The organism is Brachybacterium tyrofermentans (assembly GCF_039526165.1).
Classification (GTDB): domain Bacteria; phylum Actinomycetota; class Actinomycetes; order Actinomycetales; family Dermabacteraceae; genus Brachybacterium; species Brachybacterium tyrofermentans.
On record NZ_BAAAIR010000025.1, the window covers coordinates 179,330 to 202,891 of the forward strand.

Annotated in this window: 24 protein-coding genes and 1 pseudogene; 8 read left to right on the plus strand and 17 right to left on the minus strand. The window is 70.6% G+C overall.

Annotated elements, in window-relative coordinates:
* Positions 1–54 precede the first annotated feature (54 nt).
* The 6 genes from ABD093_RS05150 to ABD093_RS05175 form a co-directional block, all read right to left on the minus strand.
* Positions 55–654, minus strand: coding sequence for a helix-turn-helix domain-containing protein (locus ABD093_RS05150; RefSeq protein ID WP_193117599.1), 600 nt, complete (start codon positions 652–654; stop codon positions 55–57).
* Positions 655–791: 137 nt separating this feature from the next.
* Positions 792–1,796: a cation diffusion facilitator family transporter gene (locus ABD093_RS05155; protein ID WP_193117598.1), complete on the minus strand. Its 1,005-nt coding sequence runs from the start codon at positions 1,794–1,796 to the stop codon at positions 792–794.
* On the minus strand, positions 1,793–2,284 hold the full coding sequence (locus tag ABD093_RS05160; RefSeq protein WP_193117597.1) for a transporter substrate-binding domain-containing protein: 492 nt from the start codon (positions 2,282–2,284) through the stop codon (positions 1,793–1,795). Before ABD093_RS05160 ends, ABD093_RS05155 begins: the two co-directional genes overlap by 4 nt.
* Before the next feature lie 157 nt (positions 2,285–2,441).
* Positions 2,442–4,331 (minus strand): glycoside hydrolase family 76 protein, encoded by a 1,890-nt coding sequence (locus tag ABD093_RS05165; RefSeq protein WP_343922869.1) that lies wholly within the window; start codon positions 4,329–4,331, stop codon positions 2,442–2,444.
* Positions 4,332–4,472: 141 nt separating this feature from the next.
* On the minus strand, positions 4,473–5,168 hold the full coding sequence (locus tag ABD093_RS05170; RefSeq protein ID WP_319021573.1) for a response regulator: 696 nt from the start codon (positions 5,166–5,168) through the stop codon (positions 4,473–4,475).
* On the minus strand, positions 5,161–6,333 hold the full coding sequence (locus ABD093_RS05175) for a sensor histidine kinase (protein ID WP_226850159.1): 1,173 nt from the start codon (positions 6,331–6,333) through the stop codon (positions 5,161–5,163). The genes ABD093_RS05170 and ABD093_RS05175 overlap by 8 nt, the downstream gene beginning before the upstream one ends.
* Positions 6,334–6,652: 319 nt before the next feature.
* Here ABD093_RS05175 and ABD093_RS05180 point away from each other — a divergent pair, with 319 nt between their 5' ends.
* Entirely contained in the window at positions 6,653–7,318 is a 666-nt protein-coding gene (locus ABD093_RS05180; RefSeq protein ID WP_343922872.1) for a DedA family protein, read from the plus strand.
* On the opposite strand, the gene dnaG is transcribed toward ABD093_RS05180, so the two are convergent.
* The 4 genes from dnaG to ABD093_RS05200 form a co-directional block, all read right to left on the minus strand.
* Positions 7,260–9,254: a DNA primase gene (dnaG, locus tag ABD093_RS05185; RefSeq protein WP_343922874.1), complete on the minus strand. Its 1,995-nt coding sequence runs from the start codon at positions 9,252–9,254 to the stop codon at positions 7,260–7,262. The two genes, ABD093_RS05180 and dnaG, sit on opposite strands and share 59 nt — an antisense overlap.
* Before the next feature lie 4 nt (positions 9,255–9,258).
* Positions 9,259–10,587: a deoxyguanosinetriphosphate triphosphohydrolase gene (locus tag ABD093_RS05190; protein ID WP_193117593.1), complete on the minus strand. Its 1,329-nt coding sequence runs from the start codon at positions 10,585–10,587 to the stop codon at positions 9,259–9,261.
* Between the two features lie 3 nt (positions 10,588–10,590).
* Complete coding sequence (gene dusB, locus ABD093_RS05195) at positions 10,591–11,802, minus strand: tRNA dihydrouridine synthase DusB (RefSeq protein WP_193117592.1); 1,212 nt, start codon at positions 11,800–11,802, stop codon at positions 10,591–10,593.
* Positions 11,803–11,907: 105 nt separating this feature from the next.
* Complete coding sequence (locus tag ABD093_RS05200; protein ID WP_343922877.1) at positions 11,908–12,240, minus strand: VOC family protein; 333 nt, start codon at positions 12,238–12,240, stop codon at positions 11,908–11,910.
* A 168-nt stretch (positions 12,241–12,408) separates the two neighbouring features.
* On the opposite strand from ABD093_RS05200, the gene ABD093_RS05205 reads away from it, so the two are divergent.
* Positions 12,409–12,840 (plus strand): helix-turn-helix domain-containing protein, encoded by a 432-nt coding sequence (locus tag ABD093_RS05205; RefSeq protein WP_343922879.1) that lies wholly within the window; start codon positions 12,409–12,411, stop codon positions 12,838–12,840.
* On the opposite strand, the gene ABD093_RS05210 is transcribed toward ABD093_RS05205, so the two are convergent.
* The 4 genes from ABD093_RS05210 to ABD093_RS05225 all read right to left on the minus strand — a co-directional run bounded on the left by ABD093_RS05210 (position 12,818) and on the right by ABD093_RS05225 (position 16,651).
* The gene (locus tag ABD093_RS05210) at positions 12,818–13,420 is read right to left on the minus strand and encodes a ClpP family protease (RefSeq protein ID WP_343922881.1); all 603 of its coding nucleotides are present in this window, start codon (positions 13,418–13,420) and stop codon (positions 12,818–12,820) included. The two genes, ABD093_RS05205 and ABD093_RS05210, sit on opposite strands and share 23 nt — an antisense overlap.
* The gene (locus tag ABD093_RS05215; RefSeq protein WP_343922883.1) at positions 13,417–14,121 is read right to left on the minus strand and encodes a ClpP family protease; all 705 of its coding nucleotides are present in this window, start codon (positions 14,119–14,121) and stop codon (positions 13,417–13,419) included. The genes ABD093_RS05210 and ABD093_RS05215 overlap by 4 nt, the downstream gene beginning before the upstream one ends.
* An 81-nt stretch (positions 14,122–14,202) precedes the next feature.
* Positions 14,203–15,234: a DUF4037 domain-containing protein gene (locus tag ABD093_RS05220; RefSeq protein ID WP_343922885.1), complete on the minus strand. Its 1,032-nt coding sequence runs from the start codon at positions 15,232–15,234 to the stop codon at positions 14,203–14,205.
* Between the two features lie 25 nt (positions 15,235–15,259).
* Entirely contained in the window at positions 15,260–16,651 is a 1,392-nt protein-coding gene (locus ABD093_RS05225; protein ID WP_193117587.1) for a glycine--tRNA ligase, read from the minus strand.
* 137 nt (positions 16,652–16,788) lie between these two features.
* Here ABD093_RS05225 and ABD093_RS05230 point away from each other — a divergent pair, with 137 nt between their 5' ends.
* The 5 genes from ABD093_RS05230 to ABD093_RS05250 are packed head-to-tail and all read left to right on the plus strand — an operon-like array spanning position 16,789 to position 20,657.
* Positions 16,789–17,784, plus strand: coding sequence for a metal ABC transporter substrate-binding protein (locus tag ABD093_RS05230; RefSeq protein WP_343922887.1), 996 nt, complete (start codon positions 16,789–16,791; stop codon positions 17,782–17,784).
* Positions 17,781–18,545 (plus strand): metal ABC transporter ATP-binding protein, encoded by a 765-nt coding sequence (locus ABD093_RS05235; protein ID WP_343922889.1) that lies wholly within the window; start codon positions 17,781–17,783, stop codon positions 18,543–18,545. Before ABD093_RS05230 ends, ABD093_RS05235 begins: the two co-directional genes overlap by 4 nt.
* Entirely contained in the window at positions 18,542–19,504 is a 963-nt protein-coding gene (locus ABD093_RS05240; RefSeq protein ID WP_193117584.1) for a metal ABC transporter permease, read from the plus strand. Before ABD093_RS05235 ends, ABD093_RS05240 begins: the two co-directional genes overlap by 4 nt.
* A 32-nt stretch (positions 19,505–19,536) precedes the next feature.
* The gene (locus ABD093_RS05245) at positions 19,537–20,043 is read left to right on the plus strand and encodes a Fur family transcriptional regulator (protein WP_343922891.1); all 507 of its coding nucleotides are present in this window, start codon (positions 19,537–19,539) and stop codon (positions 20,041–20,043) included.
* Positions 20,040–20,657 (plus strand): DedA family protein, encoded by a 618-nt coding sequence (locus ABD093_RS05250; RefSeq protein WP_343922893.1) that lies wholly within the window; start codon positions 20,040–20,042, stop codon positions 20,655–20,657. The genes ABD093_RS05245 and ABD093_RS05250 overlap by 4 nt, the downstream gene beginning before the upstream one ends.
* Positions 20,658–20,690: 33 nt before the next feature.
* Here the strand turns inward: ABD093_RS05250 and ABD093_RS05255 are convergent, their stop codons facing one another.
* Together ABD093_RS05255 and recO are read right to left on the minus strand one after the other, a co-directional pair.
* Entirely contained in the window at positions 20,691–21,533 is an 843-nt protein-coding gene (locus ABD093_RS05255) for an isoprenyl transferase (protein ID WP_343922895.1), read from the minus strand.
* 78 nt (positions 21,534–21,611) lie between these two features.
* Positions 21,612–22,346 carry a DNA repair protein RecO gene (gene recO, locus ABD093_RS05260; RefSeq protein ID WP_343922897.1) on the minus strand — a complete coding sequence of 245 codons (735 nt, stop codon included), beginning with the start codon at positions 22,344–22,346 and terminating at the stop codon, positions 21,612–21,614.
* A 208-nt stretch (positions 22,347–22,554) separates the two neighbouring features.
* On the opposite strand from recO, the gene ABD093_RS05265 reads away from it, so the two are divergent.
* Entirely contained in the window at positions 22,555–23,271 is a 717-nt protein-coding gene (locus tag ABD093_RS05265; RefSeq protein ID WP_343922899.1) for an EcsC family protein, read from the plus strand.
* A gap of 5 nt (positions 23,272–23,276) precedes the next feature.
* On the opposite strand, the pseudogene ABD093_RS05270 reads toward ABD093_RS05265, so the two are convergent.
* Positions 23,277–23,562, minus strand: a pseudogene (locus ABD093_RS05270) (trans-aconitate methyltransferase); the annotation flags it as partial.

Sequence of the window (23,562 nt, forward strand, 5' to 3'; positions counted from 1 at the left end):
CCCATAATGCACAACGCGCTTTGCGATAACCGCAACATCTGCTCTGGGGCAGAACTACTTCCCGGGTCGGCTGGACTGCTGATGGGCCTGTTCGCCCTCTGCATCGAACATGGTCAGGAGCTCGACCGTCCCCTCGAGCGTGCCGATGGAGTGCGGTGTCATGGTGCTGAACTCCGCAGCCTGGCCGGCCTCCACGGTGATCCGTCGCTCCCCCAGATGCAGCATCGCGACTCCCGAGAGGACCATGAACCACTCTCGACCAGGATGGACGGCCAGACTTCCGGGCCCATGCCGACGCTGGCTGGTGATGCGCATCTTGGCCACCATGGCCCCGCCATGCTGCGGGGAATCCCGCGAGAGCGCCCACACGGTCAGGCCCGGTTCCTCGTGGGCGACCGGGCGGATGACCACGTCGTCGTCCTGATCCGAGGCGACCAGCTGATCGATCGTCGTCTCCAGCGCCCGGGCCAAGGGGGCCAGCTGCTCCAGGCCGATGCTGCGATGGCCGGTCTCGATCCGGCTCAGGGTCGATGTGCTGAGCTGACAGCGCGCCGCAAGAGCCTCCAGGCTCCAGCCCCGTGCCTGACGCAGCCCCCGGATGCGCTGCCGCACCACGGTCGACACCGCGGACCCGGAATCGACGTTCTCGCTCATGCCTCTACGACCTCTCCTCGACGGTCCACTGAGTATGGCGGGTCCCGCGAGAGAATCCTCCGTGCTGGACAGCGCGCGTCGTGCGGGCGGGTGCTCCGTAGAGGCGACGAGACGGCGGTGTGCCGGGACACGACCGGTCAGTCAGCGCGGAACGCCTGCTCTGCGGGGATCTCAGCGACCGGAGCGATGACGACGTCATGGATCTTCCACTCCACCTCCGACAACGCGGTGCGGAGATCCTCGCAGTGCTGACCGGTCACCACAGCGCCCTCGACGGGCACGACGAACATCTCGACGTGGAAGACGTGCCCCTCGTCGCGGACCCTGCCCACGGCGTCGGCCACCCACGCCGTGCTCCGAGCGACCTCCTCCACCTTCTCGGTCAGGGGATGAGGCTCCTTGCCGTCGAAGGTCCGGGCACGACCGTCGGTGAGACCACCGATCGATGCCCGCAAGTTCTTGACCCCGTCGTGAAGGATCGAGATCGACACGACGATCGCCGCGATGGAATCCGCCCACCACAGACCGACACCGATGCCGAGCACCCCGATGATCGTCGCCAGGGCGGACGTCCAATTCGCCTTGTTCATGTCCGCGTCGGCGTACAGCACCTTGTCGTGCAGCGACTCCGCGAGCTTCATCTTCCGGCGACCGATGAACACGGGCGGGATGCTCGTCACGACCATCACGCCGATCATCAACCAGCCCGCCCAGATCCCGTGACCGAACAGGACGATCAACCCGACGGGCGGCCGCTCGACCTTCACGAGCGTCATAGTCGAGTCGATAACCAGGAATGCACCCATCGCCAGCAGCGAGGCGGCCGCGACCACGTGCGCGACCCCGATCGAGCGATGGTGACCGTAGGGGAACTCCCTGCTGGACGGCTTGCGGATCCGGCGGGCGGCGACCAGGAAGGCGATGGGCGGCAGGAGGGACATCGAGTCCTCGAGCCAGGCGACCTTCATCGCCTGCGAAGACCCCGCCACGATCGCGACCGCCAGGATCGAGACGACGAGGACGACGATGGAGACCCACTGGAACCGGATCGTCGACGCCAGGATCTTCTGCTGCTCCTCGGGCAGGGCATCGCGCCCGGACGTCGAGGTGCGTTCCGGGGCCGGCTCGCCGCGCTCGTTCACAGCTCCCCCTTCTCCTCGGCGAGGAACCGTTCGAGGGAGACCTGCAGAGCGTTCTCGCCGGGCCGGACGCCGATGACCATCTTCTCCGTCGAGCCATCGACGCCGCGGGATTCCTGGTACGGCCGGGTCGGTGAGATCTTGTCCGACCAGGGGGTGTCGGCCGTGAGACCGCCGATGATCAGATCCAGCTCGTTGTCCGTCATCATCGTCGCCAGGTCGCTCATCGCCGCGGTCTCCCAGTGGATGCTCGCGCCGATGCGTGCCGCATAGCCCTCGATGAGGTCCGCTTCCGTCCCGCTCACGCTGCCGGGGGAGTCGAACTCCGTCCACGGCGCGTTCTCGGAGGCGCCGACGTACAGGGTGCCCCCGGTCGCCCGACGCAATGCTCCCTGGGAGTCCCGAGGGAGGGCATCCGAGCAGCCGGCGAGCAGAACTGCGCAGGAGCCCGCCAGGAGCAGGAATCCGCGGCGCGACCCTGAGGCGGTCATGGCGTGTCCTCCGAGATCTCGTGGACTGGGGTGGATGGACCCTACGCCACCCCTGGTCGCTCGGCTGTCATCTCGATGAACCGACCTCCGACGGCGGAGGTCCGTCCACGAGGGATCGAGGACCTTCGCCGCCGCACAGCCACCAGGCGGCTCCCCCTCAGGATCCGCTGTACTGCGCGCTCACATGGTGCACCTGACCGCCCCAGCCGTCCTCGGGGAAGGCGTCGGACACGCGCAGGTAGACATCCTTGTCCTCCCCCTCGAGGTACGGAGCCAGGTCGAAGGTGTGATCGGCGCGGTTCGAGGCATCTCGGAGCGGCTCGTCCTCGGCGAGCACCCTGGTCCAGGTCTCCCCGTCGGCCCCGAGATCCACCAGATACTGGTTGCTGATCGTGACCGTGAGCTCCGCCGTCGCCGTGCTCGCCGGGAACGGGAAGCGGTAGATGAAGTAGCTGCTCCCGTCGGCGAAGCGGCCGGGCTCGTCGGTGACGCCGGAGCCGCCGGCGTCCCACAGCCAGGGGCCGTCCTGGGTGCCGCCGTCGAAGTCGATGCTGCGGGCCACCACGACTTCGCTCCGGGCTGCGTACTCCAGGCCGCCGGGAGCGCTCGCTGTCACGGTGATCAGCTGGGTGCCCTCGGCGGCGTCGGCCGGGACTGTCACCTGCACCGGGACCGTGGCGAGCACCGGTTCGCCCTCGGTCTCCGAGGTCTCCAGGCTGACGTGGTCCGCGGCCTCGAGAGCCCAGCCGTCGGGACCCTCGGCCTCGAGGCGGATGCGCACGTCGCGGGCCGGCGTGGAGGTGATCGCGACGTGCAGCTCGAGGTCGACCGTCATCAGGTCCGTGTCGGGCATGACGACCGGCGCCTGGGAGAGCGAGGCCGACAGCGACCGCCGTGCGCCGTCCTGCGGAAGATCCGCGATCAGGGCGGAGAGGGCGCTCGCCTGGGTGCGCCAGTCGAAGACATTCGGGGACGCCTCGGTGCTCGCGCCGGCCCAGCGCACCCCGAGCTCGTCGGTGATGCTGCGGTCCTGCTCCCAGATCGTCGCCGCCTGCGTCGCGACGACGTCCTGGTACCGGGCATCGCCCGTGGTGTCGGCGAGGTCCATCAGGTAGCGCAGGAAGATGCCCTTGAACTGCTTGTGGTTGTCGTTGGTGCTCTCCCCCAGCACATCGGTCCACTCGGTGAGGATCCCCTCCGTGAACAGGGCTCCCTGTGCGAGCGCCGAGTCCGCGAAGTAGCGCGCCTGCTCCAGCAGCTGGGGATCACCCGTGGCACGCCACAGCTCCAGAGGGGCACCGATCGCCAGACCCTGGTTGTACGTGTAGACGTGGTCGCCGTTGTTCTCGCAGGCATCCGTCAGCCCGTCGTTGAGCAGCCCGGCCTCGTTGGCCATTCCGCTGGCGAGATACCAGTCCCAGGCCACCTGGGAGCGCTCGAGCCAGGCGGAGTCGCCCGGGAGGCGGTTGTGCAGCTCGGCCGTCAGGCGGATCCACTGCCCGTTGGTGACGGCGTTCTTGTAGGTGCGCTCCTCGTTCCACCAGATCCCTCCGTCGCAGGTGCTGGGGTCCCAGAAGTCGTCCATGAACTCGCCAATGGTCACGGCCATGTCGAGGTATTTCTGCTCGCCGGTGAGGTCGTAGGCGGTGATCCAGGTCAGCGCCCACCAGCCCGAGTCGTCGATGGCGCGGCTGGTGAAGTTGCCGTACAGCTCATCACCGGAGAGCTCCCCGGCTGGGAAGGGGCCCTTGTTGCGTTCGAAGGTGTGGTCCAGCTGGTCCAGATAGCGACGGTCGCCGCTGCGCAGCATGTAGTCGCCGATGGTCTGCAGGGCGACGGCGGAGTTCCACCAGCTCGAGGGGAACCATGCCTTGATCTGGTCGTAGTCCCCCATCAGCACATCCGCGGCGACCCGAGCACGGGCGAGCGCCTCGTCGCCTCGGACCCGTGGGAGCTCTGGCGGCGCCGCGTTCGCGACGGAGGCTCCTCCGAGCGCTGGCAGGGCGGCGGCGGTGAGGGCGGCAAGGGTGCGGCGTGACATCTTCATCGATGGGGCTCCCGATCGTGGCGCTCGGTCAGTGAACGCTCTGCTCGTGCCGTGATCGTTCACGGACGGCGTCGAGCATTCCACCGGGGCACCCGGGCGTCAATCACCTCGCCACCCCGATGAGCACGCGGCCGCGCCCCGTCACTGCTCGTCGAGGAACCGCAGGACCGCTCGCACGCGGCGGCTGGTCTGCTCGTCGCCGGTGAGCTCGAGCTTGTCGAAGATGGCGCTGATCGCCTTCTCCACGGTGCTCAGCGAGAGGAACAGCCGGTCGGCGATCCCCCGGTTGGAGAGCCCTTCGGCCATGGTCTCCAGCACCTCGACCTCACGCGGGGTCAGGCGGCTGACGGCCTTCCGCTGCTCGGGGTTGCGCAGGAGCGCCCGCACCACGGCCGGGTCGATCACGGTGCCGCCGTCGGCGACGTCATGCACGGCACGCAGGAACCCGTCGATCTCGGTGATGCGGTCCTTGAGCAGGTAGCCGATGCCGGGCGTCTCCGTGCTCAGCAGGTCGCTGGCATACTCCCTCGCGACGTACTGCGAGAGCACGAGCACACCCACCTCGGGGTGCTCCCGTTTGATGCGCAGCGCCGCGATCAGGCCCTCGTCGGTGTGGGTCGGCGGCATCCGCACGTCCACGATGGCCAGGCGGGGCCGGTGACGGGATACCTCCTCCAGCAGAGCCTCGCCGTCACCGACCGAGGCGAGCACCTTGATGCCCTCGTCGGCGAGCAGGCTCCGCACCCCCTCGCGCAGCAGCACCGCGTCATCGGCGAGGATCACGCTCAGCGGACGCTGCCCGCGGGACGGATCGGATCGGTTCTGGTGCTCAGTCACAGGGGATCTCCGCGGAAATGATCGTCGGCCCGCCGAGCGGGCTGTCCACGCTCACGCTACCGTCCAGGGCGGCCACGCGGCGGGCCAGACCCTGGAGGCCCCCACCCTCGGGGTTCGCGCCGCCGATGCCGTCGTCCTGGACGCTCAGGCGCAGCATGCGCCGGTCGGACTCCGCGAGGGTCACCACCGTGATCCGCACATCGCTCGCCACCGCGTGCTTGACCACGTTGGTGACGGCTTCGCGCGCCACGAAGTACGCGGCGGACTCCACCGCCTGCGGGACCTCCCCCTCGAGGCGCACATCGACGTGCACCGGCACGGGGCAGGTCTCGGCGACGCCGTCGAGCGCCGACGCCAGACCGTGCTCGTCCAGGGCGGTCGGATAGATCCGCCAGGCGACCTGACGCACCTCATCGATGAGGGCCTGGGACTGGGTGTGTGCCTGCTCCAGCAGCTGAGAGCTGCGTTCGGGATCCGTGGCGCGCCGGGCCCGGGCGAGGGTGACCGAGAGCGAGACGATGTTCTGCTGCACGCCGTCGTGGAGATCGCGCTCGATCCGGCGCCGCTCGTCATCGATCGCGAGCACCACGCCGCGCCGCGTGGTCAGCAGGCGGCTGATGCGGCTCTCCAGCGCGTCGGTGCGCACCACGCCGGTCCAGCGCCGCAGGAGCAGGGTCTGCAGCCACACCGCGAACTCCGCGTAGAGCGCCGCGGCCACCAGGCTCGAGGTGCCGAAGATCAGCAGCACGGACGGCGCCGGACGGCTGATCACCCACAGATCGAACTCGAGGGTGACGGGGCTGCCGTAGAAGGACTGCGTGAAGCTGCCCAGCACGACGGCGGCGACCAGGATCAGCAGATCCATCATCACGTATCCGAGCAGACCGGCGAGGGCGCCGTGGAGCAGCGCCCGTCGGCCCCCGAGGAAACGTCCGTCCTCGTCCCCGAGCTGCAGGCGGTAGGCGCGGCGCAGGCGAGTCAGCTCCCAACGGCGCACCCGACGGAAGGGCGCTCGCCAGCGCACCAGCATCAGCACGGCGGTCAGCAGCAGGAGCGGGCCGAGGACCAGGCCCAGCGCGGTGCCCGCGACGTGGCGCAGCGACCTGCGCACGATCCGGGCAGGCTCGCGCGGCAGCTGGATGCCGGAGAGATCGGGCAGTCGCATGGTCGAAGCTCCTGGACCGAGAGAGGGGTGCCGCCGACGGGGCGATCGCCGCCGTCGCTGAGCAAGCTATCAACGCTGGGCGGTGACGCGGCAGGCGGCCTGCCTCCAGGGCGATGACGGATAACCGTAAACCTCGTGCCGGTGCGCCGTCAGGAGTGCGGGGCCGGCTCCGTTCCGGGGTGCCGCCACCGGTCCCTAGCGTCGTCCCTGCATCGGTCCTCCTCGGATCCCTGCACCGGTCCTCCCCGGACCGCCTTCCCGGACCGATCGATCTCTCCCCGCCCCGACCGACTCGCCCGACCGATGCAGGAGCTCGTCCATGGATGCCGTGCTGGACCTGGCCCAGACCCTTCTCTCCTCGCCCTGGCTCTACGCCCTCGTGCTCGGGGTGACGATGCTGGACGCGGTGATCCCGCTGGTGCCGGGCGAGACCCTGGTGATCACCGCTGCGGCCTATGCGGTCACCGGGAGCGGACCGGAGGCACCATTGGTGCTGCTGGCCGCCTGGGCCGGCGCCCTCGGCGGGGACATCATCGCCCATCATCTCGGTCGCGGGGCCGGACCGCTGACAGCCTGGTTCCGACGCCGACGGTGGGGCGGCGCCCTGTTCGACCGGGCCCAGCGGGAGCTGACCGCCCGCGGCGGGATGCTCCTGATCTCCGCCCGCTTCATCCCCGGCGGGCGGACAGCGACCACCGTCGCCTCCGGGGCCATCGGCTACCCGCGGGCGCGCTTCGTGGGCTTCGCCGCCATCGCGGGGCTGCTGTGGTCGCTCTACAGCGTGGGGATCGGCATGCTGGGCGGACTCGCCTTCCATGAGCAGCCGTTGATGGGGGTCGCGCTGGGCATCGGGCTCGCGCTCGCCGTGGGCGGATCGATCGAAGGGGTCCGGGCCCTGCGCGCCCGACGCCGCCGGGACAGGACGCTCAGTCGTCCGGTGAGCGCAGTGCGCGCCGCTTCTCCTGCACCGTCGCGAGGCGCGTGAGGATCTCCTGGTAGCGCTCCGCGTCGGAGGGGTCGGTGCGCTGCAGGCGCTGCTTGAGCACGGAGTACTCACGGGTGATGGACAGCTCGCTGAGCCGGGACAGGAGCGAGGCGCCCAATTTCTGCAGCCCCGCCTCGTCGCGCGCCGGGAGGTCGAAATTCGCGATCTCGACGATCAACGGGCGCACGGTCTCGCCGGAGATCTCGAGGACCTGCTCGAGATAGCGCGCCGGGTGCAGGGTGCCGATCACGGCATCGAGCAGAGTCCCGGCGGCCAGCATGACGTCCCAGACCCCCTGCAGGGCGGGCACGTGGAAGGCGTCGTCGGGCAGGGCCCCGACCGTGTCGGTGTCCAGGAGCTGCGGAGCCTGCAGCATGACGGCGAGGGACTGGGTCTCGACCTGGCCGACGGGATCGCGGGGGTTGACGACGTCCGAGAGCCGCGCCGCCGGGAGGGTCTCCTGCCCCTCTCCCCCGGCGCCGGTGCCGTGCCCGTTGCCGTTCTCGAGGGTGCCGGGGCGTTCGGCGAGGGTGGCCGGCTCCGCGTGCCGGCCACCGCGTCCCTCGCTCCGGGCGGCGTCGTGCACCGCCCGCAGCACGGTGCGCTCGTCCATGCCGAGCCACCCGGAGAGACGGCGCGCGTACTCCGGGCGCATGGCCCGGTCGCGGATGCTCGCCACCACCGGGGCCGCCATCCGCAGCGCGGTGACCTGGCCTTCGACGGTGTCGAGATCGACCTGGGCGATCGCGGAGCGGATGGCGAACTCGAACATGGGCTTGCGGCCCTCGATGAGGTCGACGACGGCCTGATCCCCTTGGGCGAGGCGCAGATCGCAGGGGTCCATCCCGTTGGGCTCGACGGCGACATACGTCTGCGCGACGAACTTCTGGTCCTCCTCGAAGGCACGCAGCGCGGCCTTCTGCCCGGCGGCGTCGCCGTCGAAGGTGAAGACCACCTCACCGGCCAGCCCGCGACCGTCGGTGTTCAGGCGCAGGCCGGCGCTGCGGTTCGAGTCCCCCATCACGCGACGCACGATCTTCACGTGCTCCGCGCCGAAGGCGGTGCCGCAGGAGGCCACCGCGGTGGGGATGCCGGCGAGGTGCGCGGCCATCACGTCGGTGTAGCCCTCGACCACCACCACCCGCTTCTGGGTGGCGATGTCCTTGCGCGCGAGGTCCAGCCCGTAGAGCACGTTGGACTTGTGGTAGATCGCGGTCTCGGGGGTGTTGAGGTACTTGGGGCCCTTGTCAGACTCCAGCAGACGGCGCGCCCCGAAGCCGATGGTGTTGCCGGTGATCTCGCGGATCGGCCAGATCAACCGGCCGCGGAAGCGGTCGTAGACCCCGCGCTGGCCCTGGGACACGATGCCGCTGGCCACCAGCTCGTCCTCGGTGAACCCCCGCTTGCGCAGCACACCGGTGATGGAGTCCCAGCCCTCCGGGGCGAAGCCCACGCCGAACCGTTCGGCGGCGGCGCGGTCGAAGCCGCGCTCGGCGAGGAACCTGCGCCCCACCTCCGCCTCGGGCGTGTCGAGCTGTTCGCGGTAGTACTCCTCGGCGATCGCATGCGCGTCGAGCAGGCGGCGACGGGTGCCGAAGTCGGGGCGATCGCCCTTCCCGTCCTTGGAGTCCTCGTAGTGCAGCTGCACGCCGTAGCGGCCCGCGAGCACCTCGACGGCCTCGACGAAGCTGAGGTGGTTGATCTTCTGGACGAAGGAGATGACGTCCCCGCCCTCGCCGCAGCCGAAGCAGTGCCAGTGGCCCAGCTGCGGGCGGATGTTGAAGGAGGGGGTCTTCTCGTCGTGGAAGGGGCACAGCCCCTTCATGGAACCGATCCCGCCGGTGCGCAGCGTGACGTGCTCGCCGACGACCTCGTCCAGCCGGGAGCGCTCGCGGACCAGCTCCACATCAGCACGCCGGATCAGTCCCTGGGCCAACTCCTCACAGCTCCGATCCGAGTCCGGGCAGCGGGGTGTCCGCGGCCGTGATGTGGGTGATCGCGCGGTCGAACAGGACATCGTGGAGCCGACGGGCGGTGACGTCCGTGTAGGAGGCGATCTGGTCGACGACCACCCGGCGGCGGGTGTCGTCGTCCTGCGAAGCCTCCCACAGTTCGGCGAACAGGGGGCTCAGGTACTGGGTGCCGGTGTTCCACAGCCGCGAGTAGAGGTCGTGGATGATCTCCTCCTGCGCCTCGTAGACGGGCTGCTGGGAGGCCGAGGACATCACATAGGCCGCGGCGAGGCCCTTGAGCACGGCGATCTCGAGATGGGTCTCCTCCGGCACCACGATGTCCCCGGCGTAGCGGGACATCGCTCCGTCGCCATGGGCGGCGCGGGTCGCGGTGATCGCGGAGCGGGTGAAGCGCCCGATGAGCTGGCTGGCCATGTTCTTCAGGGCGGCGGCGGAGCGCATCGTGCCGGTGAAGGACAGCATCCAGGAGGGATCCGCCTCGAGGCGCTGCAGCGCCGCGTCCAGGGCGTCGAGGGATTCACCCGGCATGTACCAGTCCTGCACGACGTAGAGCGCCGCGGAGCGCTCCATCGGCTCGCGCAGCTTCCCGAGGTCCAGGGTGCGCCCGGTGATCGCATCCTCGATGTCGTGGACCGAGTACGCGATGTCGTCGGCGAGGTCCATGACCTGCGCCTCGAAGCACTTCCGGCCCGGGACGGCGCCCTGGCGGGCCCACTCGTAGACGTCGAGATCATCCGCGTAGGCACCGAACTTCGGAGACCTCGGGTCCGGGCCCTCGCCCCGCGCCCAGGGATACTTGATCGCCGCATCGACGCTCGCTCGGGTGAGGTTCAGACCGAAGGGGCGCTCCTCCCCCAGCACCTTCGGCTCCAGCCGGGTGAGCAGGCGCAGGGTCTGGGCGTTGCCCTCGAAGCCGCCGAAATCCGCGGCCAGGGTGTCGAGCACCTTCTCGCCGTTGTGCCCGAAGGGCGGGTGGCCGAGATCGTGGGAGAGGCAGGCGGCATCGACGATGTCGGGGTCGCAGCCGAGCTCTAGGCCGATGTCACGGCCCACCTGCGCCACCTCGAGGGAGTGGGTGAGCCGCGTGCGCACGAAGTCGTTGGCCCCGGCACCGAGCACCTGGGTCTTGGCGCCCAGCCGGCGCAGGGCCGAGGAGTGCAGCACGCGGGCGCGGTCCCGCTGGAACGGGGTGCGGGCCTGGGACTTCGGGGATTCGTCGGCCCAGCGTTCGACGTCGGCCTGCGTGTAGCCGGTTGCCGGTTCCGGGACGCTTCCCGGAGTGCGCGAGGTGGTCACGGCTCAGCCCCCCGACGTGTCGAGCTCGGCCTCGTGGAGGCGTGCGGCATGGTCGGCGGACAGCTCGCGGGAGGTCATCCAGCCCTCGGGCACCACGGCCTTCTTCGGGGTCCCGGCCCGGCCCCGGGGGCCTTCGACCGCCGCACCCGGATAGGGGCTGGACAGATCGAGCTCGGCGAGCTTGGCATCGAGGTCGGCGAGGGATTCCATGGTCGCCAGGCGATGGCGCATCTCGCCGCCCACGGGATAGCCCTTGAAGTACCAGGCGACGTGCTTGCGCAGGTCGCGCAGACCGCGCCCCTCGTCCTCGTAGAACTCCACGAGCAGCTCGGCGTGACGGCGCAAGATCGTCGCGACGTCACCCATCGTGGGCTGCACCCGGTCAGGCTTCCCGGCGAAGGCGGCGGCGAGGTCGGCGAACAGCCACGGGCGGCCCTGGCAGCCGCGACCCACGACGACCCCGTCGCAGCCCGTCTGGTCCATCATCGAGATCGCGTCCTCCGCGGACCAGATGTCGCCGTTGCCGAGCACCGGGATGCCGGTGACCAGCTCCTTGAGCTCGGTGATCTTCTCCCAGCGGGCGGTGCCGGAGTAGTGCTGGACCACCGTGCGGCCGTGCAGGGCGATCGCCGCCGCCCCGACCTCCTGCGCGATGAGCCCGGCGTCGGCGAAGGTCTGGTGCTCGTCGTCGATGCCGATACGGGTCTTCACGGTGACGGGGACCTCGGGGCCGGCGGCCTCGACCGCGGCGCGCACGATCCGCGTGAACAGCTCCGACTTCCAGGGCAGCACGCCGCCGCCCCCGCGGCGGGTCACCTTGGGGACCGGGCAGCCGAAGTTGAGGTCGATGTGATCGGCGAGATCGCGCTCGCGGATCATCTCGACGGCTCGGCGCACCGTGGCCGGGTCCACGCCGTACAGCTGCACGGAGCGCGGTGTCTCGCGCTCGCCCATCGTCACCATGCGCCAGGACTCCTTGTGGTCCTCCACGAGCGCACGGGTGGTGACCATCTCGCCGACGAACAGCCCGCCGTCGTCGTCGCTGTGCATCGCACCGAACTCGCGGCACAGCAGACGGAACGCCATGTTCGTGATGCCGGCCATGGGGGCGAGCACCACGGGCGTGTCGATCGTGTGCGGGCCGATCGTCAGGGATCGACGAGCGGCGCCGGCGGGCTGCGCGGGCGGGGCGGTGGGGGCGTCGAGGGTGGTCATCAGGATGATTGTCCCACCTGGGCCCGTCGTCCGGGAGGGAGGGGCAGGGTGATGTGCATCGGCACGGGGTGGGGAGGAAGACCGCTCGGGACAGCGCCGACCCGATCAGGCTCCGAAGAGGACGACGCGGTTCCCGTCGGGATCCGCGAGCACCAGCACCCGGGCCCCACCGCCGGGCTGCGGGGCGGGCTGGTCGATCCCGGCGTCCCGGAGCCGTGCCGCCTCCAGATCGAGGTCGTCCGTGCCGAGCACCAGGGCGGAGTGCCCGGCGTGCTCCTCCTCGGCGAACACCTGGACGCCGTTGCCCTGGGACAGGTGCCATTCCAGCAGGCCGGCCATGGGTCGCGCGTCAGGTCCCGCACCGAACAGCCGCGTGTACCAGCTCTCGGCGGCATCGAGGTCGGCGACGGTGATGGTGGCGAGCACGGAGGTGAACATGTGCGAGCTCCTTCCCGGAGTGACGGGCAGGCGCGACGGCGTCGTGCCCCGGAGACATCCATCATGCGCCCGACGCGGGCCCGGAGCACCCGGTCCGTCCGGCCGGACAGGATTCTGCCCTGGGCAGAGGCGGGGACGGCTGCCGGAGCGCGCGCGTAGCCTTGGGTCATGGATGAGCATCTGGAGCCGTTGCTGCGTGAGCTGGTGGGCGCGGTGCTCCGCGACGAGCGCCGACGGCAGGGCCGGACGCTCGCCCAGGTCGCCGCCACCGCGGGGATCAGCATGCAGCATCTCTCCGACGTCGAGCGTGGCCGCAAGGACCCCTCCTCCGAGCTGCTCGCCGCCATCACCGGGGCCCTCGAGGTCACCGTCCCGCAGCTCCTGCTCCGGGCGGCCGGCGACGCCGTGCTCCGAGGGCGTGCGGAGGCGGACGAGCGCGTCGGCGCAGGGGCGACCGAGAGGTTCCGCGGGCCTGCTCTCCTGCGCCCGGAGACCCTCGATCTCACCTCCGCCGCCGCTGAGCGCACCGGGCAGGGGGCTCCGGGCGGCGAGGTCTCCCTCGCCGCCCGGCCCCGCCTCAGCCTGCTGTCGGCCGCCTGAGCAGCACCTCATCGGCGAGGCCGTAGGCGACGGTCGCCTCGGCGTCGAGCACCTGCTCCCGCTCGAGGTCACGCCGCACCTGCTCCAGGGACCGCTCGGAGTGCTCGGCGATCAGCGCCTCCAACGCCCGACGGATCCGCTCCACCTCCTCCGTGGCGAGGATCAGATCCGGCACCGCTCCGCGGCCCTGCGCCTCGAGCGGATGCAGCATCACCCGGGTGTGGGGCAGCACCGACCGCATCCCGGGCGTCCCCGCGGCGAGCAGGACCACCGGCGCCGCGACCGCCTGGCCCACGCAGGTGACCGCCACCGTGCTGCGCACGTACGCGAGGGTGTCGTAGATGGCCAGCACCGCCTGGGCGTCACCGCCGCTGGAATTGAGGTAGAGGTGGATCGGCGCGTCGGAGGATTCGTTCTCCAGGTGCAGGATCTGCGCGATCACCGAGTTGGCGACGCCGTCATCGATCGGGGTGCCGAGGTAGATGATGCGATCCGAGAGCAGGCGCGAGTAGACGTCCGCGCTGCGCTCGACGCCGGTACGGGTGCGTTCGATGACGCTGGGGATCGTGTAGGTGCTCATCGGAGATCTCCTGCTGCTGCGGAGTCGGGGCGTGCCGGGGTGGGTGCGAGGGAGCCGAGCGACGTGCCTCCGCGGGAAGGGATGCCCAGCGGCAGGATCTCCTCGAGGGAGGTGACGACACGGTCGGCGAATCCGTAGTCGACGGCCCCGCGTGCATCCCACATCCGGTCCCGTTCCGAGTCCTGGGCGATCGTCTCCACGCTCTGCCCGGTGCGCTGCGCGGTCAGCTCGATGAGGAGGTCGCGGCCGCGGCGGAGGTCCTCCGCCTGCAGCTCGATGTCGGCCGCGCTGCCTCCGAAACCGGCCGACCCCTGATGCATCAGCACGCGGCCATGGGGAAGGATCATCCGTTTGCCGGGGGTGCCATGGGTGAGCAGGAACTGCCCGGCGCTGTAGGCCATCCCCAGCGCCACCGTGCGCACGTCGCAGGGGATCAGGTCCATGAGGTCCCCGATCGCGAGCATCGCGGGCACCAGGCCGCCCGGGGAGTTGATGAGCAGGGTGATGTCCTGCTGCGGTTCCTCAGCGGCGAGCAGCAGCAGCTGGGCGCTGAGCTGGGCGCCATTGGCCTGATCGAGCTCACGGTCCAGGATCAGCACTCGATGGTGGAGCAGCCGGGTGGCGGTCAGGGCGCCGAGGGCGTCCGGTGCGGAGGACGGCGAGGTGTCGTCGAGTCGTGGAAGCGAACGGGTGTGTGTCATGGACCCAGCCTCGGCCTCGGATCGGCCCGACGGGAGGATCTCTGCCCGGCGCTGATCAGCGCAGGGCAGAGGGTGTGGATCTCAGCTGCCGACGAGCCGCCGGCGCAGCGCCGGATCGACGAGCACGCTCACGTTGTCGCTGATCTGCTCGGCGGGGCCGACCCCGACCGGAAGCGCCCGGACCTCCGGGTCGCGGATCTGCGCGGTCAGCAGCTCGGCCATCTCCCGCACGCCGATGTGGGGGCGCTCGAAGAACGGTTCGGTGGCGGGCTCCATCGTGGGCAGTCCCTGCTCGCCCTGGATCATGGCGAGCAGCTCGGCGGCATCCGCCAGGGCGGCCTGTCGGGATCTCCAATCTCTGGCGCGCAGCACCTCGTGCAGGGCGATGCGCAGCGCTCCCCCGCCCGGCAGCCTGGCGGCCGAGCGGGCCAGCCACTTCCCGTACGGTGGCCAGCGGCGATGCAGCAGATGGGCGAGGTGCAGCATGGTGCGCACATGCCGGGCGGCGATCACGGCCGAGCCGTCCTCATCCCCGCGCAGCCCTGCTCGCCCCACGTCGGGGAACTCCTGGCCCAGCCGCGACCAGTCCGCAGCCAGGGCATACCGCCAGACGTCATCCGGATACCAGGCGAGCCCCTCCCGGATCCGGGTCAGCACGCCCGGACCGTCGTGGAAGACCGGTCCCGCCGTGACCTCGAGGACGGACTGCCCGGTGAGGGACAGCCAGTCCGGGAGCGTCAGCCCCCTCGAGGGATCCATGCCGAGCCGGGATGCCGCGAAGCCGGCCGCCGAGGCGACCTCCACCCGCTGTCGCACGACGGGATCCCAGGTGGTCGCGAAGCGCGTGAGGAATCCCTGCCAGGTCTCCGGCAGCTCGCTCTCCAGCAGCGCGTCGATCTCCGGGGCGCGGTCGTCCTCGACGAGCACGGTCAGGCGCAGGCCCCAGTCGTGGTCCCGCGACTGGGCGTCGTCGAAGCCGAGCACATCGGAGCCCGATCCCAGCCGCGCCGCGGCGACCTCGAGCCCTGCGTCGTGCGCCGCGAGCAGCGGACGCACGACCTGGCCGAAATACGCTCGCGAGAGGTCGGCACCGGTCTCCGAGCTCCCCTCCACGACCGGGCCTCCCGCGCGCCCGGGCTCAGGCGCCGAGGAGGCGCGCGGCGAGGTAGGACTCGACCTGGTCGAGCGCCACGCGCTCCTGCGTCATGGTGTCGCGCTCGCGGATCGTCACGGCCTGATCCGTCGCGGTCTCGAAGTCGACGGTGATGCAGAACGGGGTGCCGATCTCGTCCTGTCGACGGTAGCGACGGCCGATGGCCTGCGTGACGTCCATCTCGACGTTCCAGTGCTTGCGCAGCTGATCGGCGAGCTGGGTGGCCCGGGGAACGAGGTCCTCGCTCTTGGACAGCGGCAGCACCGCGGCCTTGATCGGGGCCAGGCGCGGGTCGAGCTTGAGCACGGTGCGCTTGTCGACGCCGCCCTTGGAGTTCGGGGCCTCGTCCTCGGTGTAGGCATCCACCAGGAACGCCATCATCGAGCGGGTCAGGCCGAAGCTGGGCTCGATCACGTACGGCGTGTACCGCTCGTTGGCGGCCTGGTCGAAGTACTGCATCTTCGTGCCCGAGCCCTCGGTGTGGCTGGTGAGATCGAAGTCGGTGCGGTTGGCGATGCCCATGAGCTCGCCCCACTCGCTGCCCTGGAAGCCGAAGCGGTACTCGAAATCGATGGTGCCGGCGCTGTAGTGGGCGCGGTCGTCCTCGGGCACGTCGAAGCGGCGCAGGTTGTCCGGGTTCATGCCGAGGTCGATGAACCAGTTCCAGCAGTCCTCGACCCAGGCGTCGAAGTGCGTCTGGGCCTCCGCGGGCGGCGTGAAGAACTCGATCTCCATCTGCTCGAACTCGCGGGTGCGGAAGATGAAGTTGCCGGGGGTGATCTCGTTGCGGAACGCCTTGCCGACCTGGCCGATGCCGAACGGGGGCTTCTGACGGGTCGCGGTGACCACGTTGAGGAAGTTCACGAAGATGCCCTGGGCGGTCTCGGGGCGCAGGTACGTGAGGCCGGCCTCGGTGTCGACCGGGCCGAGGAAGGTCTTGATCAGGCCGGAGAACTGCTGCGGATCGGTGTACTCGCCGCGGGTGCCGCAGTTGGGGCAGGGCACCTCGGCCACGCCGCCCTCGGGCGCGCGACCCTTCTTCTCCGTGAAGCCCTCGATGAGGTGGTCCTCGCGGAAGCGGTTGTGGCAGCTCTTGCACTCCACCAGCGGGTCGGTGAAGGTCGCGACGTGGCCGGACGCCTCCCAGACGCGCTTGGGGAGGATGATCGAGGAGTCCAGGCCCACCATGTCGGCGCGGGACTGCACGAAGGTGCGCCACCACTGACGCTTGATGTTCTCCTTGAGCTCCACGCCGAGAGGGCCGTAGTCCCAGGCAGAGCGCGTACCGCCGTAGATCTCTCCTGCCGGGAAGACGAAGCCGCGCTTCTTGGTGAGGGAGATGACGTTGTCCAGCGTGCTGGCGGGGGCCTTGGCCACGGGGAGACTCCTGGTGACGAGGGTGGAACAGAACCGTCCCAGCATACCGACGGCGAACGTGTGACGGTGCGCACGCCGGGCGGCCCCGGCGGCCCGTCGGCTTGCGCAGGCCTGCCGGCTTGGTGAGAATGATTGTCATGACGTTCACTCCGCGCCCCACGCGCCGCTCCCTGCTCGCCCTCACCGGACTCGGTGCGGGCGCCGCCCTGCTCGCCGCCTGCGGCGACGGTGGGGACCGAGGCAGCGGCGGAAGCGGAGGGATCACCGTGGTGACCTCGAACTATCCGCTCTCCTACCTCCTGGCACGGATCGGCGGCGAGCACGTGGACGTGACCGACCTCGCCACCCCGGGCGCCGACGCGCACGGCCTCGAGCTCTCCGTCCGCCAGGTCATGGCGGTCCAGGAGGCGGGGCTGGTGCTGCAGATCCCGGGCTACCAGGCCTCCCTCGACGATGCGATCGCCTCGGGAGACGGGGACAACGTGCTCGACGTCTCCGAGGTGGTCACCATGCTCCCCAGCGGCGGCCACTCCCACGAGGAGGAGGGCTCCGACGCGGGCGGCGACGAGCACGAGCACGAGCACGCAGACGACGAGAGCCACGACGAGCACGATCATGGCCCGAACGACCCCCACTTCTGGCACGATCCGCTGCGGATGGCCGAGGTCGGCGATGCCCTCGCCGCCCGCCTGGGGGAGCTGGCCCCGGACGGCGCCGACGCCTTCTCCACCGCCGCCGCGGAGGTGCGCAGCGATCTCGAGTCCCTGGACGCGGAGCTCACCGAGCAGTACGGGAGCGTCGACGGGGAGCGCGCCTTCATCACGAGCCACGCGGCGTACGCCTACCTGGCGGACCGGTACGACCTCCACCAGATCGGCATCGCCGGGGTGGACCCCGAGAGCGAGCCCTCCCCCCAGCGTCTTCTCGACCTCGAGAAGCTCGTGACGGAGGAGAACGTCTCCACCATCTTCTTCGAGACCACGGCGTCCCCGAAGGTCGCCCAGACCCTCGCGGAGAACCTCGGCATCGCCAGTGAGGAACTCGACAACCTCGAGACCCAGCTCGACGAGAGCACGGACTACCCTGCTGTGATGCGAGAGAACAGCAGGAAGCTCCTGGAGAGCTGGGCATGAAACGATCCGCGGAGCCCGTTGTCGAGGTCCGGAGGGCGAACGTCCAGCTCTCCGGGACACGTATCCTCCACGATGTCGATCTGCGGATCGCCCCCGGCGAGATGGTCGCCCTGCTGGGCGCGAACGGCTCGGGGAAGTCCACCCTGCTGCGAGCCGTCGTCGGCGTGCTCCCCCTGGAGTCCGGCAGCGCGACGCTCTTCGGGCAGGAGGTCCACCGCGCAGCGGTGCACGACCGTCTCGGATACGTGCCCCAGGACTCCTCGGAGGCCGGCTCCATCCCGGCGACCGCCCGGGAGTCCGTGGCCAGCGGCCTGCTCACCTCGCGCTCCTGGTGGCCGCGGACCCGGGACCCCCGGGTGCGCACGGCGCTGGACGCCGTGGGGCTCGGGGACCTGGCGGGCCGGCCCATCACCCGGATGTCCGGCGGGCAGCGCCGACGGGTGATGCTGGCCCGTGCCCTCGTGCGCGAGCCGGAGTTCCTCGTGCTGGACGAGCCCTTCTCCGGCGTGGACCTCTCCACCCAGCAGCTCATCGCCTCCCTCTTCCGCGAGCTCACCGCGCGCGGCACCACCATCCTCGTGGTCCTGCACGAGACCGGGATGCTCGAACGGGACATCACGCGGGCGGTGGTCCTGGACCACGGCAGGGTGGTGCACGACGGCGATGCCGGCGATCGCCCGCCGCTGGACCCCGGGCACGAGCACCTGCTCGACAGCCTCCCGCCTCACGAATGCCTCGGACAGGAGATCCACCCCGCATGATCTCCCCACTCGACATCCTCACCTCCGACCTGCTGCGGTACCCGCTGATCATCGCGGTGCTCATCGGGCTGACCGCTCCGGTGGTCGGCACCTACCTGGTCCAGAAGCGCCTCTCCCTGCTCGGCGACGGCCTCGGCCACGTGGCCCTGACCGGCGTGGCGGTCGGCTGGCTGGTGGGCGCCTGGACCACCGCCACCCCCGCCGATCTGCTCGCGATCCCGGGCGCGCTGGCCGCCTCCGTCATCGGCGCGCTGGCGATCGAGTACGTGCGCGAGGTCAGCCACACCAGCCGCGACGTCGCGCTGGCGATCATGTTCTACGGCGGCATCGCCGGCGGCGTCGTGATCATCCAGCTCGCCGGCGGCACCTCGCAGAACCTCATGGGCTATCTGTTCGGCTCCCTGTCCACGGTCACGGCCCCGGATCTGCTCATCGCCCTCGTGCTCGCCGTCGTGGTGCTCGTGATCGGGATCGGTCTGAGCTCCCTGCTCGCGGCGGTCACGGGCGACGAGGAGTTCGCCCGAGCCTCCGGTCTGCCGGTGCGCACGGTCAACATCCTCATCGCGGTGATGGCCGCCCTCACCGTCACGCTCTCGATGCGCATCGTGGGTGCGCTGATGGTCTCTGCGCTCATGATCGTCCCTGTCGCCGCGGCGCAGCAGCTCGTCGTCGGCTTCACCCGCACCATGCGCACCGCCATGGTGATCGCGGTGGTGTGCGCTCTGGGCGGGCTCCTGATCACCGTCTACGTCGACCTGCCCCCCGGCGGTGTGATCGTGCTGGCCACGATCGCCGTCTACATCGTCGCGCTGCTCGTACGGACGGTCCTCGGCACCCGCAGCCGGACCGGGACCGCGCCGACCGAGCCGGACGCGGAGACCCGCACCCGCCAGGAGCGCTCCGCCGAGACCGCACATGAGGTCGCCGCGGCACGTCCTCACACCGGTTGGCAGCGATGAAGGTCCCGACCGACATGGGAGACAATCGAGGCATGCAACGGAACACCCGCCAGCGCTCCGCGATCCTCGAGACGCTCGCCCGACAGGACGACTTCCGCAGCGCCCAGCAGATCCACGAGCAGATGCGGGCCGACGGCGAGACCGTGGGCCTGGCCACCGTGTATCGCAACCTGCAGGCCCTCAGCCGCTCCGGTCGGCTCGACGTGCTGGTCGCCGGCGACGGGGAGTCGCTGTACCGCCAGTGCGAGGACACCGGGCATCATCACCATCTCGTGTGCCGGGAGTGCGGTCGCACCGTCGAGTTCCTCGCGCCCAAGCTCGAGAGCGCCATGACCGCCATCGCCCGGGAGCACGGCTTCACCGACCTCGATCACACCCTCGAGGTGTTCGGTCTGTGCACCGACCACGGCGGCGCCGGGCCGGGGGCCGGCGACGTCGAGGAGCTCGACGACGTGGAGGATCCCGACGACGAGGAGGGCGCGGCCGACGGGGAGATCGAGAGCGCCGGAGCGGTCGAGGGCGAGGCCCCACGCCGATGATGGACTGGGTGGAGTCGCTGCCGCTGCTCCAGGCGATGGGGTTCCTGTACGTGGTGATCTGGCTGCGCGCCGGGTCGACCTATGCGCTGGGCCGGGGCGCCCGACGGGTCGCCCGTCGAGGCCGGATCGCCGCCTTCCTGGAATCCCCTCGGGTGGAGCGGGCCACCGAGATCGTCAACCGCTGGGGCGCCCCCGTCGTCGCCCTCAGCTTCCTGACCGTCGGCTTCCAGACCGCTGTCAACGCCGCGGCCGGACTCACCGGGATGCCGCTGAAGCGTTATCTGCCCGCGCTCGCCATCGGCGGCGCCGCCTGGGCGTTCATCTACGCCACCATCGGCCTGGTGGCCTTCGCCGCCTGGCTGGAGCTGTTCCTGCGCTCCCCCTGGGCCGCAGTCGCCGTGCTCGCCCTGATCGTGGTGCTCATCGCCGTGCTGCTGCGCCATCGCCGGCGCGCCGGCGGGGTGCTCACTCCTGCCGATGAGGTCTCCGCGCAGAGCTCCGTCGCCGCGGGCTCCCCCGTCACCGCTGAGTCCTCCAGGGACCAGGAGGCGACGACGTCTGCGGCAGCGGACAGCGAGAGGCGCACCGACCCTGGCGCCGGTCGGCCCGACTGACCCGCCTGCACCACCCGATGCCGAACCCGTCGCTCAGGCGGGATCGGCCTCCGCGGCCTCCGCCTCCGAGACGTCCGCTTCCGCCGCGCCGGGCACGTCGATCGCTCCCCCGTACCGACGGTCGCGCCGGGCGTACTCCGTGATCGCGCGCCACAGCACCACGCGGTCCACATCGGGCCACAGCTCGGGGACGAACACGAGCTCGGCGTAGGCGGACTGCCACAGCAGGAAGTTCGAGGTGCGCTGCTCCCCGCTGGTGCGCAGGAACAGATCCACATCCGGCATGTCAGGATCGGCGAGATGCCGGGCGAGGGTGCGTTCGTTGATGCCGCGCCCGCGCAGGCGCCCGGAGCGTGCCTCCTCGGCGATCTCCCGCACCGCGTCGATGATCTCGGCGCGGCCGCCGTAGTTCACGCACATGTAGAGCGTCATCCGGGAGTTGGTGCGCGTGAGCTCCTCCGCCTCGCGCAGCTCCTTGATGACGCTGCCCCACAGGCGCTGCTCGCGGCCGATCCACACGATCCGCACGCCCCAGGAGTTCAGGGTGTCGCGCTGGCGGCGCAGCACCGAGCGCGAGAAGCCCATGAGGAAGCGCACCTCCTCCGGGGAGCGCTTCCAGTTCTCGGTGGAGAACGCGTAGGCCGACAGATGGGTCACGCCGATCTGCAGCGCACCGGCGACGACGTCGAGCAGGGCCGCCTCCCCCGCCTCATGACCTGCTGTGCGCGGAAGCCCCTGCCGGTTCGCCCAACGACCGTTGCCGTCCATCACCACGGCGACGTGGCCGGGGATCGTGGGGGTCGGCAACGACGGCGGGCGCGCACCGCTGGGGTGCTCGAACGGCTCGTCATATGCAGCAACGGGTGCGCCGGGCATCGGTGGCCTCCAGGGGGTCTCGCGGGCGGACGGTCGGCGGACGATGCCGCAGCGTTCGGGGTCTCAGCAGTCGGGTTCTCAGCGTTCGACGTAGCTCAGGGAGCGCACGGAGCGCTCGAGGTGCCAGGTGATCGTGTCGGTGATCAGGCACCCTGCCTCCTGCATGACGGTCTCGTCGACCGTGACGACATTGTCCCAGTCGCCGGCGAGCAGGAAGATCATGTGCTCAATCGTGGACTGGCGCACGGCGATGGCCCCGGGCTTGCGGCAGGCGGTGCACACCAGGCCACCGGCGCGGATGTCGAGGGCATGGTGCGGGCCCGGCGCTCCGCAGGTCGCGCACACGGCCAGCTCGGGCGCCCAGCCGGAGACGGCGAGGGTGCGGATGAGGAACGAGTCCAGGACCAGGGGCGGGGCGATCCGCCCCTGCGACATCGCCCTCAGCGCACCGACGAGCATGAGGAAGCCTCGCTGGCTGGGGTCCACCATCTCGTCCGTGAGGCGGTCGGTGGTCTCGAGCATCGCGCTCGCGGCCGTGAAGCGGCTGTAGTCCGCACTGATCCCGATGGCGAAGGCCTCGATCGCGACCACCTGGGTGACGGTGTGCAGGCTGCGACCGGTGTGCAGCTGCACGTCCACCAGGGTGAACGGCTCCAGTCGCGCGCCGAAGCGGCTGCCGGTGCGGCGCACGCCCTTGGCGACGGCGCGCACCTTGCCGTGCCGCCGGGTGAGAAGCGTAATGATGCGATCGGCCTCGCCCAGGGGATGGGTGCGCAGGACGATCGCATCGTCTCGGTAGAGCTTCTGCTGCATGGTCCCTCGAGCCTACGGCGGGGCGGTGGCTCCTGGCGGCAGGCGGGGTCGGTGTCGGCCAGGAGGTCCGTCACGCCCGGCCCGTGGTCCCCAGCCGTGCCGCACCGAGCGGTCGGATCGGTGACGGCCCGGGGCCGGGGCGTGCATGATGGCGTCACCAGCCGTCGCCCGTGAAGGGCCGTCGGACCACGACCGGGAGGGAGACGCCATGGGGATCCTCGGATTGCTGAGCCGTGACGACAGCACCAAGACGACCGCTCGGGAGGCCATGAAGGAGGCCCGCTCGGGTGAGGCCGGATCCGACGGGGGCGCCCTGCAGCGCATGGTCGAGACGTTCCGGGACATCGGCCTGGACGGCAAGCTGACGTTCTCCTCGGCGCAGGACGTCGCGCGGCGTGCGCAGCGCGGCCGTGCCTGCAAGCGGCCCGAGAAGGCCGTGCGACGCCTGGTGCGTCGCCATCGGCGCGGCGTCACGATCGCCGGTTTCCTCACCGGGCTCGGCGGCATCTTCACGCTGCCCGTGCTGCTGCCCACGAACGTGGTGGAGTTCTACGCCCAGTCCACCCGCATGGTCGGCGCGATCGCGGTGGTGCGCGGCTACGACCTCGACGACGAGGAGGTCCGGGTGCGTGTGCTCGCGTCCCTGCTGGGCGAGGAGTCCGGGGACGTGCTCAAGAACATCGGCCTCGGACCCATCGCCGGCGTCGCGACCCGCACCGTCGCCAAGCGCCTGCCCCGCAGCACTGAGTCCGCCGTCGCGAGCGCGATCGGCGGCCGCATCCTGCGCAAGTTCGGCCTGCGGTCGGTGCGCCTGTTCGGCAAGGCGATCCCTGGCCTGGGCGGCGTGCTCGGGGCGATCGCGGATCGTGCCCAGCTGAACAAGATCGCGAAGGCGGCGCAGAAGAGCTTCCCGCCGGCCCACTGAGCCGTTCAGCCGGCCGTGCGCGCTACCGCGAAGAGGCGTCGGAAGGGCAGCACGACTCCCTGTCCCTCGTCGGGATAGGCACGGCGCAGACGCGCCCGGAACTCGGTCTCGAAGGTTTCGCGGAGCTCCTGGGGCAGGGCCTGCAGAGTGGGTCGCGCTCCGGTGCCGCTGACCCACTCGAAGACGGGATCCTCCCCGCGCAGAACGTGGAGGTAGGTGGTCTCCCAGGCATCAACCTGGCTCTTCCCGGTTCGTGGTGATGGGGAGCGTCGCGTCGTTGACGTAGAACGG

What these genes read in the sequence shown, in the direction of transcription:
- ABD093_RS05255 (WP_343922895.1), bottom strand. Translation starts at nt 21,533, where the DNA reads ATGCCCGGCGCACCCGTTGCTGCATATGACGAGCCGTTCGAGCACCCC.
- ABD093_RS05205 (WP_343922879.1), top strand. Translation starts at nt 12,409, where the DNA reads ATGGATGAGCATCTGGAGCCGTTGCTGCGTGAGCTGGTGGGCGCGGTG.
- ABD093_RS05150 (WP_193117599.1), bottom strand. Translation starts at nt 654, where the DNA reads ATGAGCGAGAACGTCGATTCCGGGTCCGCGGTGTCGACCGTGGTGCGG.
- dusB (WP_193117592.1), bottom strand. Translation starts at nt 11,802, where the DNA reads ATGACCACCCTCGACGCCCCCACCGCCCCGCCCGCGCAGCCCGCCGGC.
- ABD093_RS05230 (WP_343922887.1), top strand. Translation starts at nt 16,789, where the DNA reads ATGACGTTCACTCCGCGCCCCACGCGCCGCTCCCTGCTCGCCCTCACC.
- ABD093_RS05160 (WP_193117597.1), bottom strand. Translation starts at nt 2,284, where the DNA reads ATGACCGCCTCAGGGTCGCGCCGCGGATTCCTGCTCCTGGCGGGCTCC.
- ABD093_RS05250 (WP_343922893.1), top strand. Translation starts at nt 20,040, where the DNA reads ATGATGGACTGGGTGGAGTCGCTGCCGCTGCTCCAGGCGATGGGGTTC.
- ABD093_RS05240 (WP_193117584.1), top strand. Translation starts at nt 18,542, where the DNA reads ATGATCTCCCCACTCGACATCCTCACCTCCGACCTGCTGCGGTACCCG.
- ABD093_RS05215 (WP_343922883.1), bottom strand. Translation starts at nt 14,121, where the DNA reads ATGACACACACCCGTTCGCTTCCACGACTCGACGACACCTCGCCGTCC.
- recO (WP_343922897.1), bottom strand. Translation starts at nt 22,346, where the DNA reads ATGCAGCAGAAGCTCTACCGAGACGATGCGATCGTCCTGCGCACCCAT.
- ABD093_RS05235 (WP_343922889.1), top strand. Translation starts at nt 17,781, where the DNA reads ATGAAACGATCCGCGGAGCCCGTTGTCGAGGTCCGGAGGGCGAACGTC.
- ABD093_RS05265 (WP_343922899.1), top strand. Translation starts at nt 22,555, where the DNA reads ATGGGGATCCTCGGATTGCTGAGCCGTGACGACAGCACCAAGACGACC.
- ABD093_RS05165 (WP_343922869.1), bottom strand. Translation starts at nt 4,331, where the DNA reads ATGAAGATGTCACGCCGCACCCTTGCCGCCCTCACCGCCGCCGCCCTG.
- ABD093_RS05180 (WP_343922872.1), top strand. Translation starts at nt 6,653, where the DNA reads ATGGATGCCGTGCTGGACCTGGCCCAGACCCTTCTCTCCTCGCCCTGG.
- ABD093_RS05200 (WP_343922877.1), bottom strand. Translation starts at nt 12,240, where the DNA reads ATGTTCACCTCCGTGCTCGCCACCATCACCGTCGCCGACCTCGATGCC.
- ABD093_RS05210 (WP_343922881.1), bottom strand. Translation starts at nt 13,420, where the DNA reads ATGAGCACCTACACGATCCCCAGCGTCATCGAACGCACCCGTACCGGC.
- ABD093_RS05175 (WP_226850159.1), bottom strand. Translation starts at nt 6,333, where the DNA reads ATGCGACTGCCCGATCTCTCCGGCATCCAGCTGCCGCGCGAGCCTGCC.
- ABD093_RS05245 (WP_343922891.1), top strand. Translation starts at nt 19,537, where the DNA reads ATGCAACGGAACACCCGCCAGCGCTCCGCGATCCTCGAGACGCTCGCC.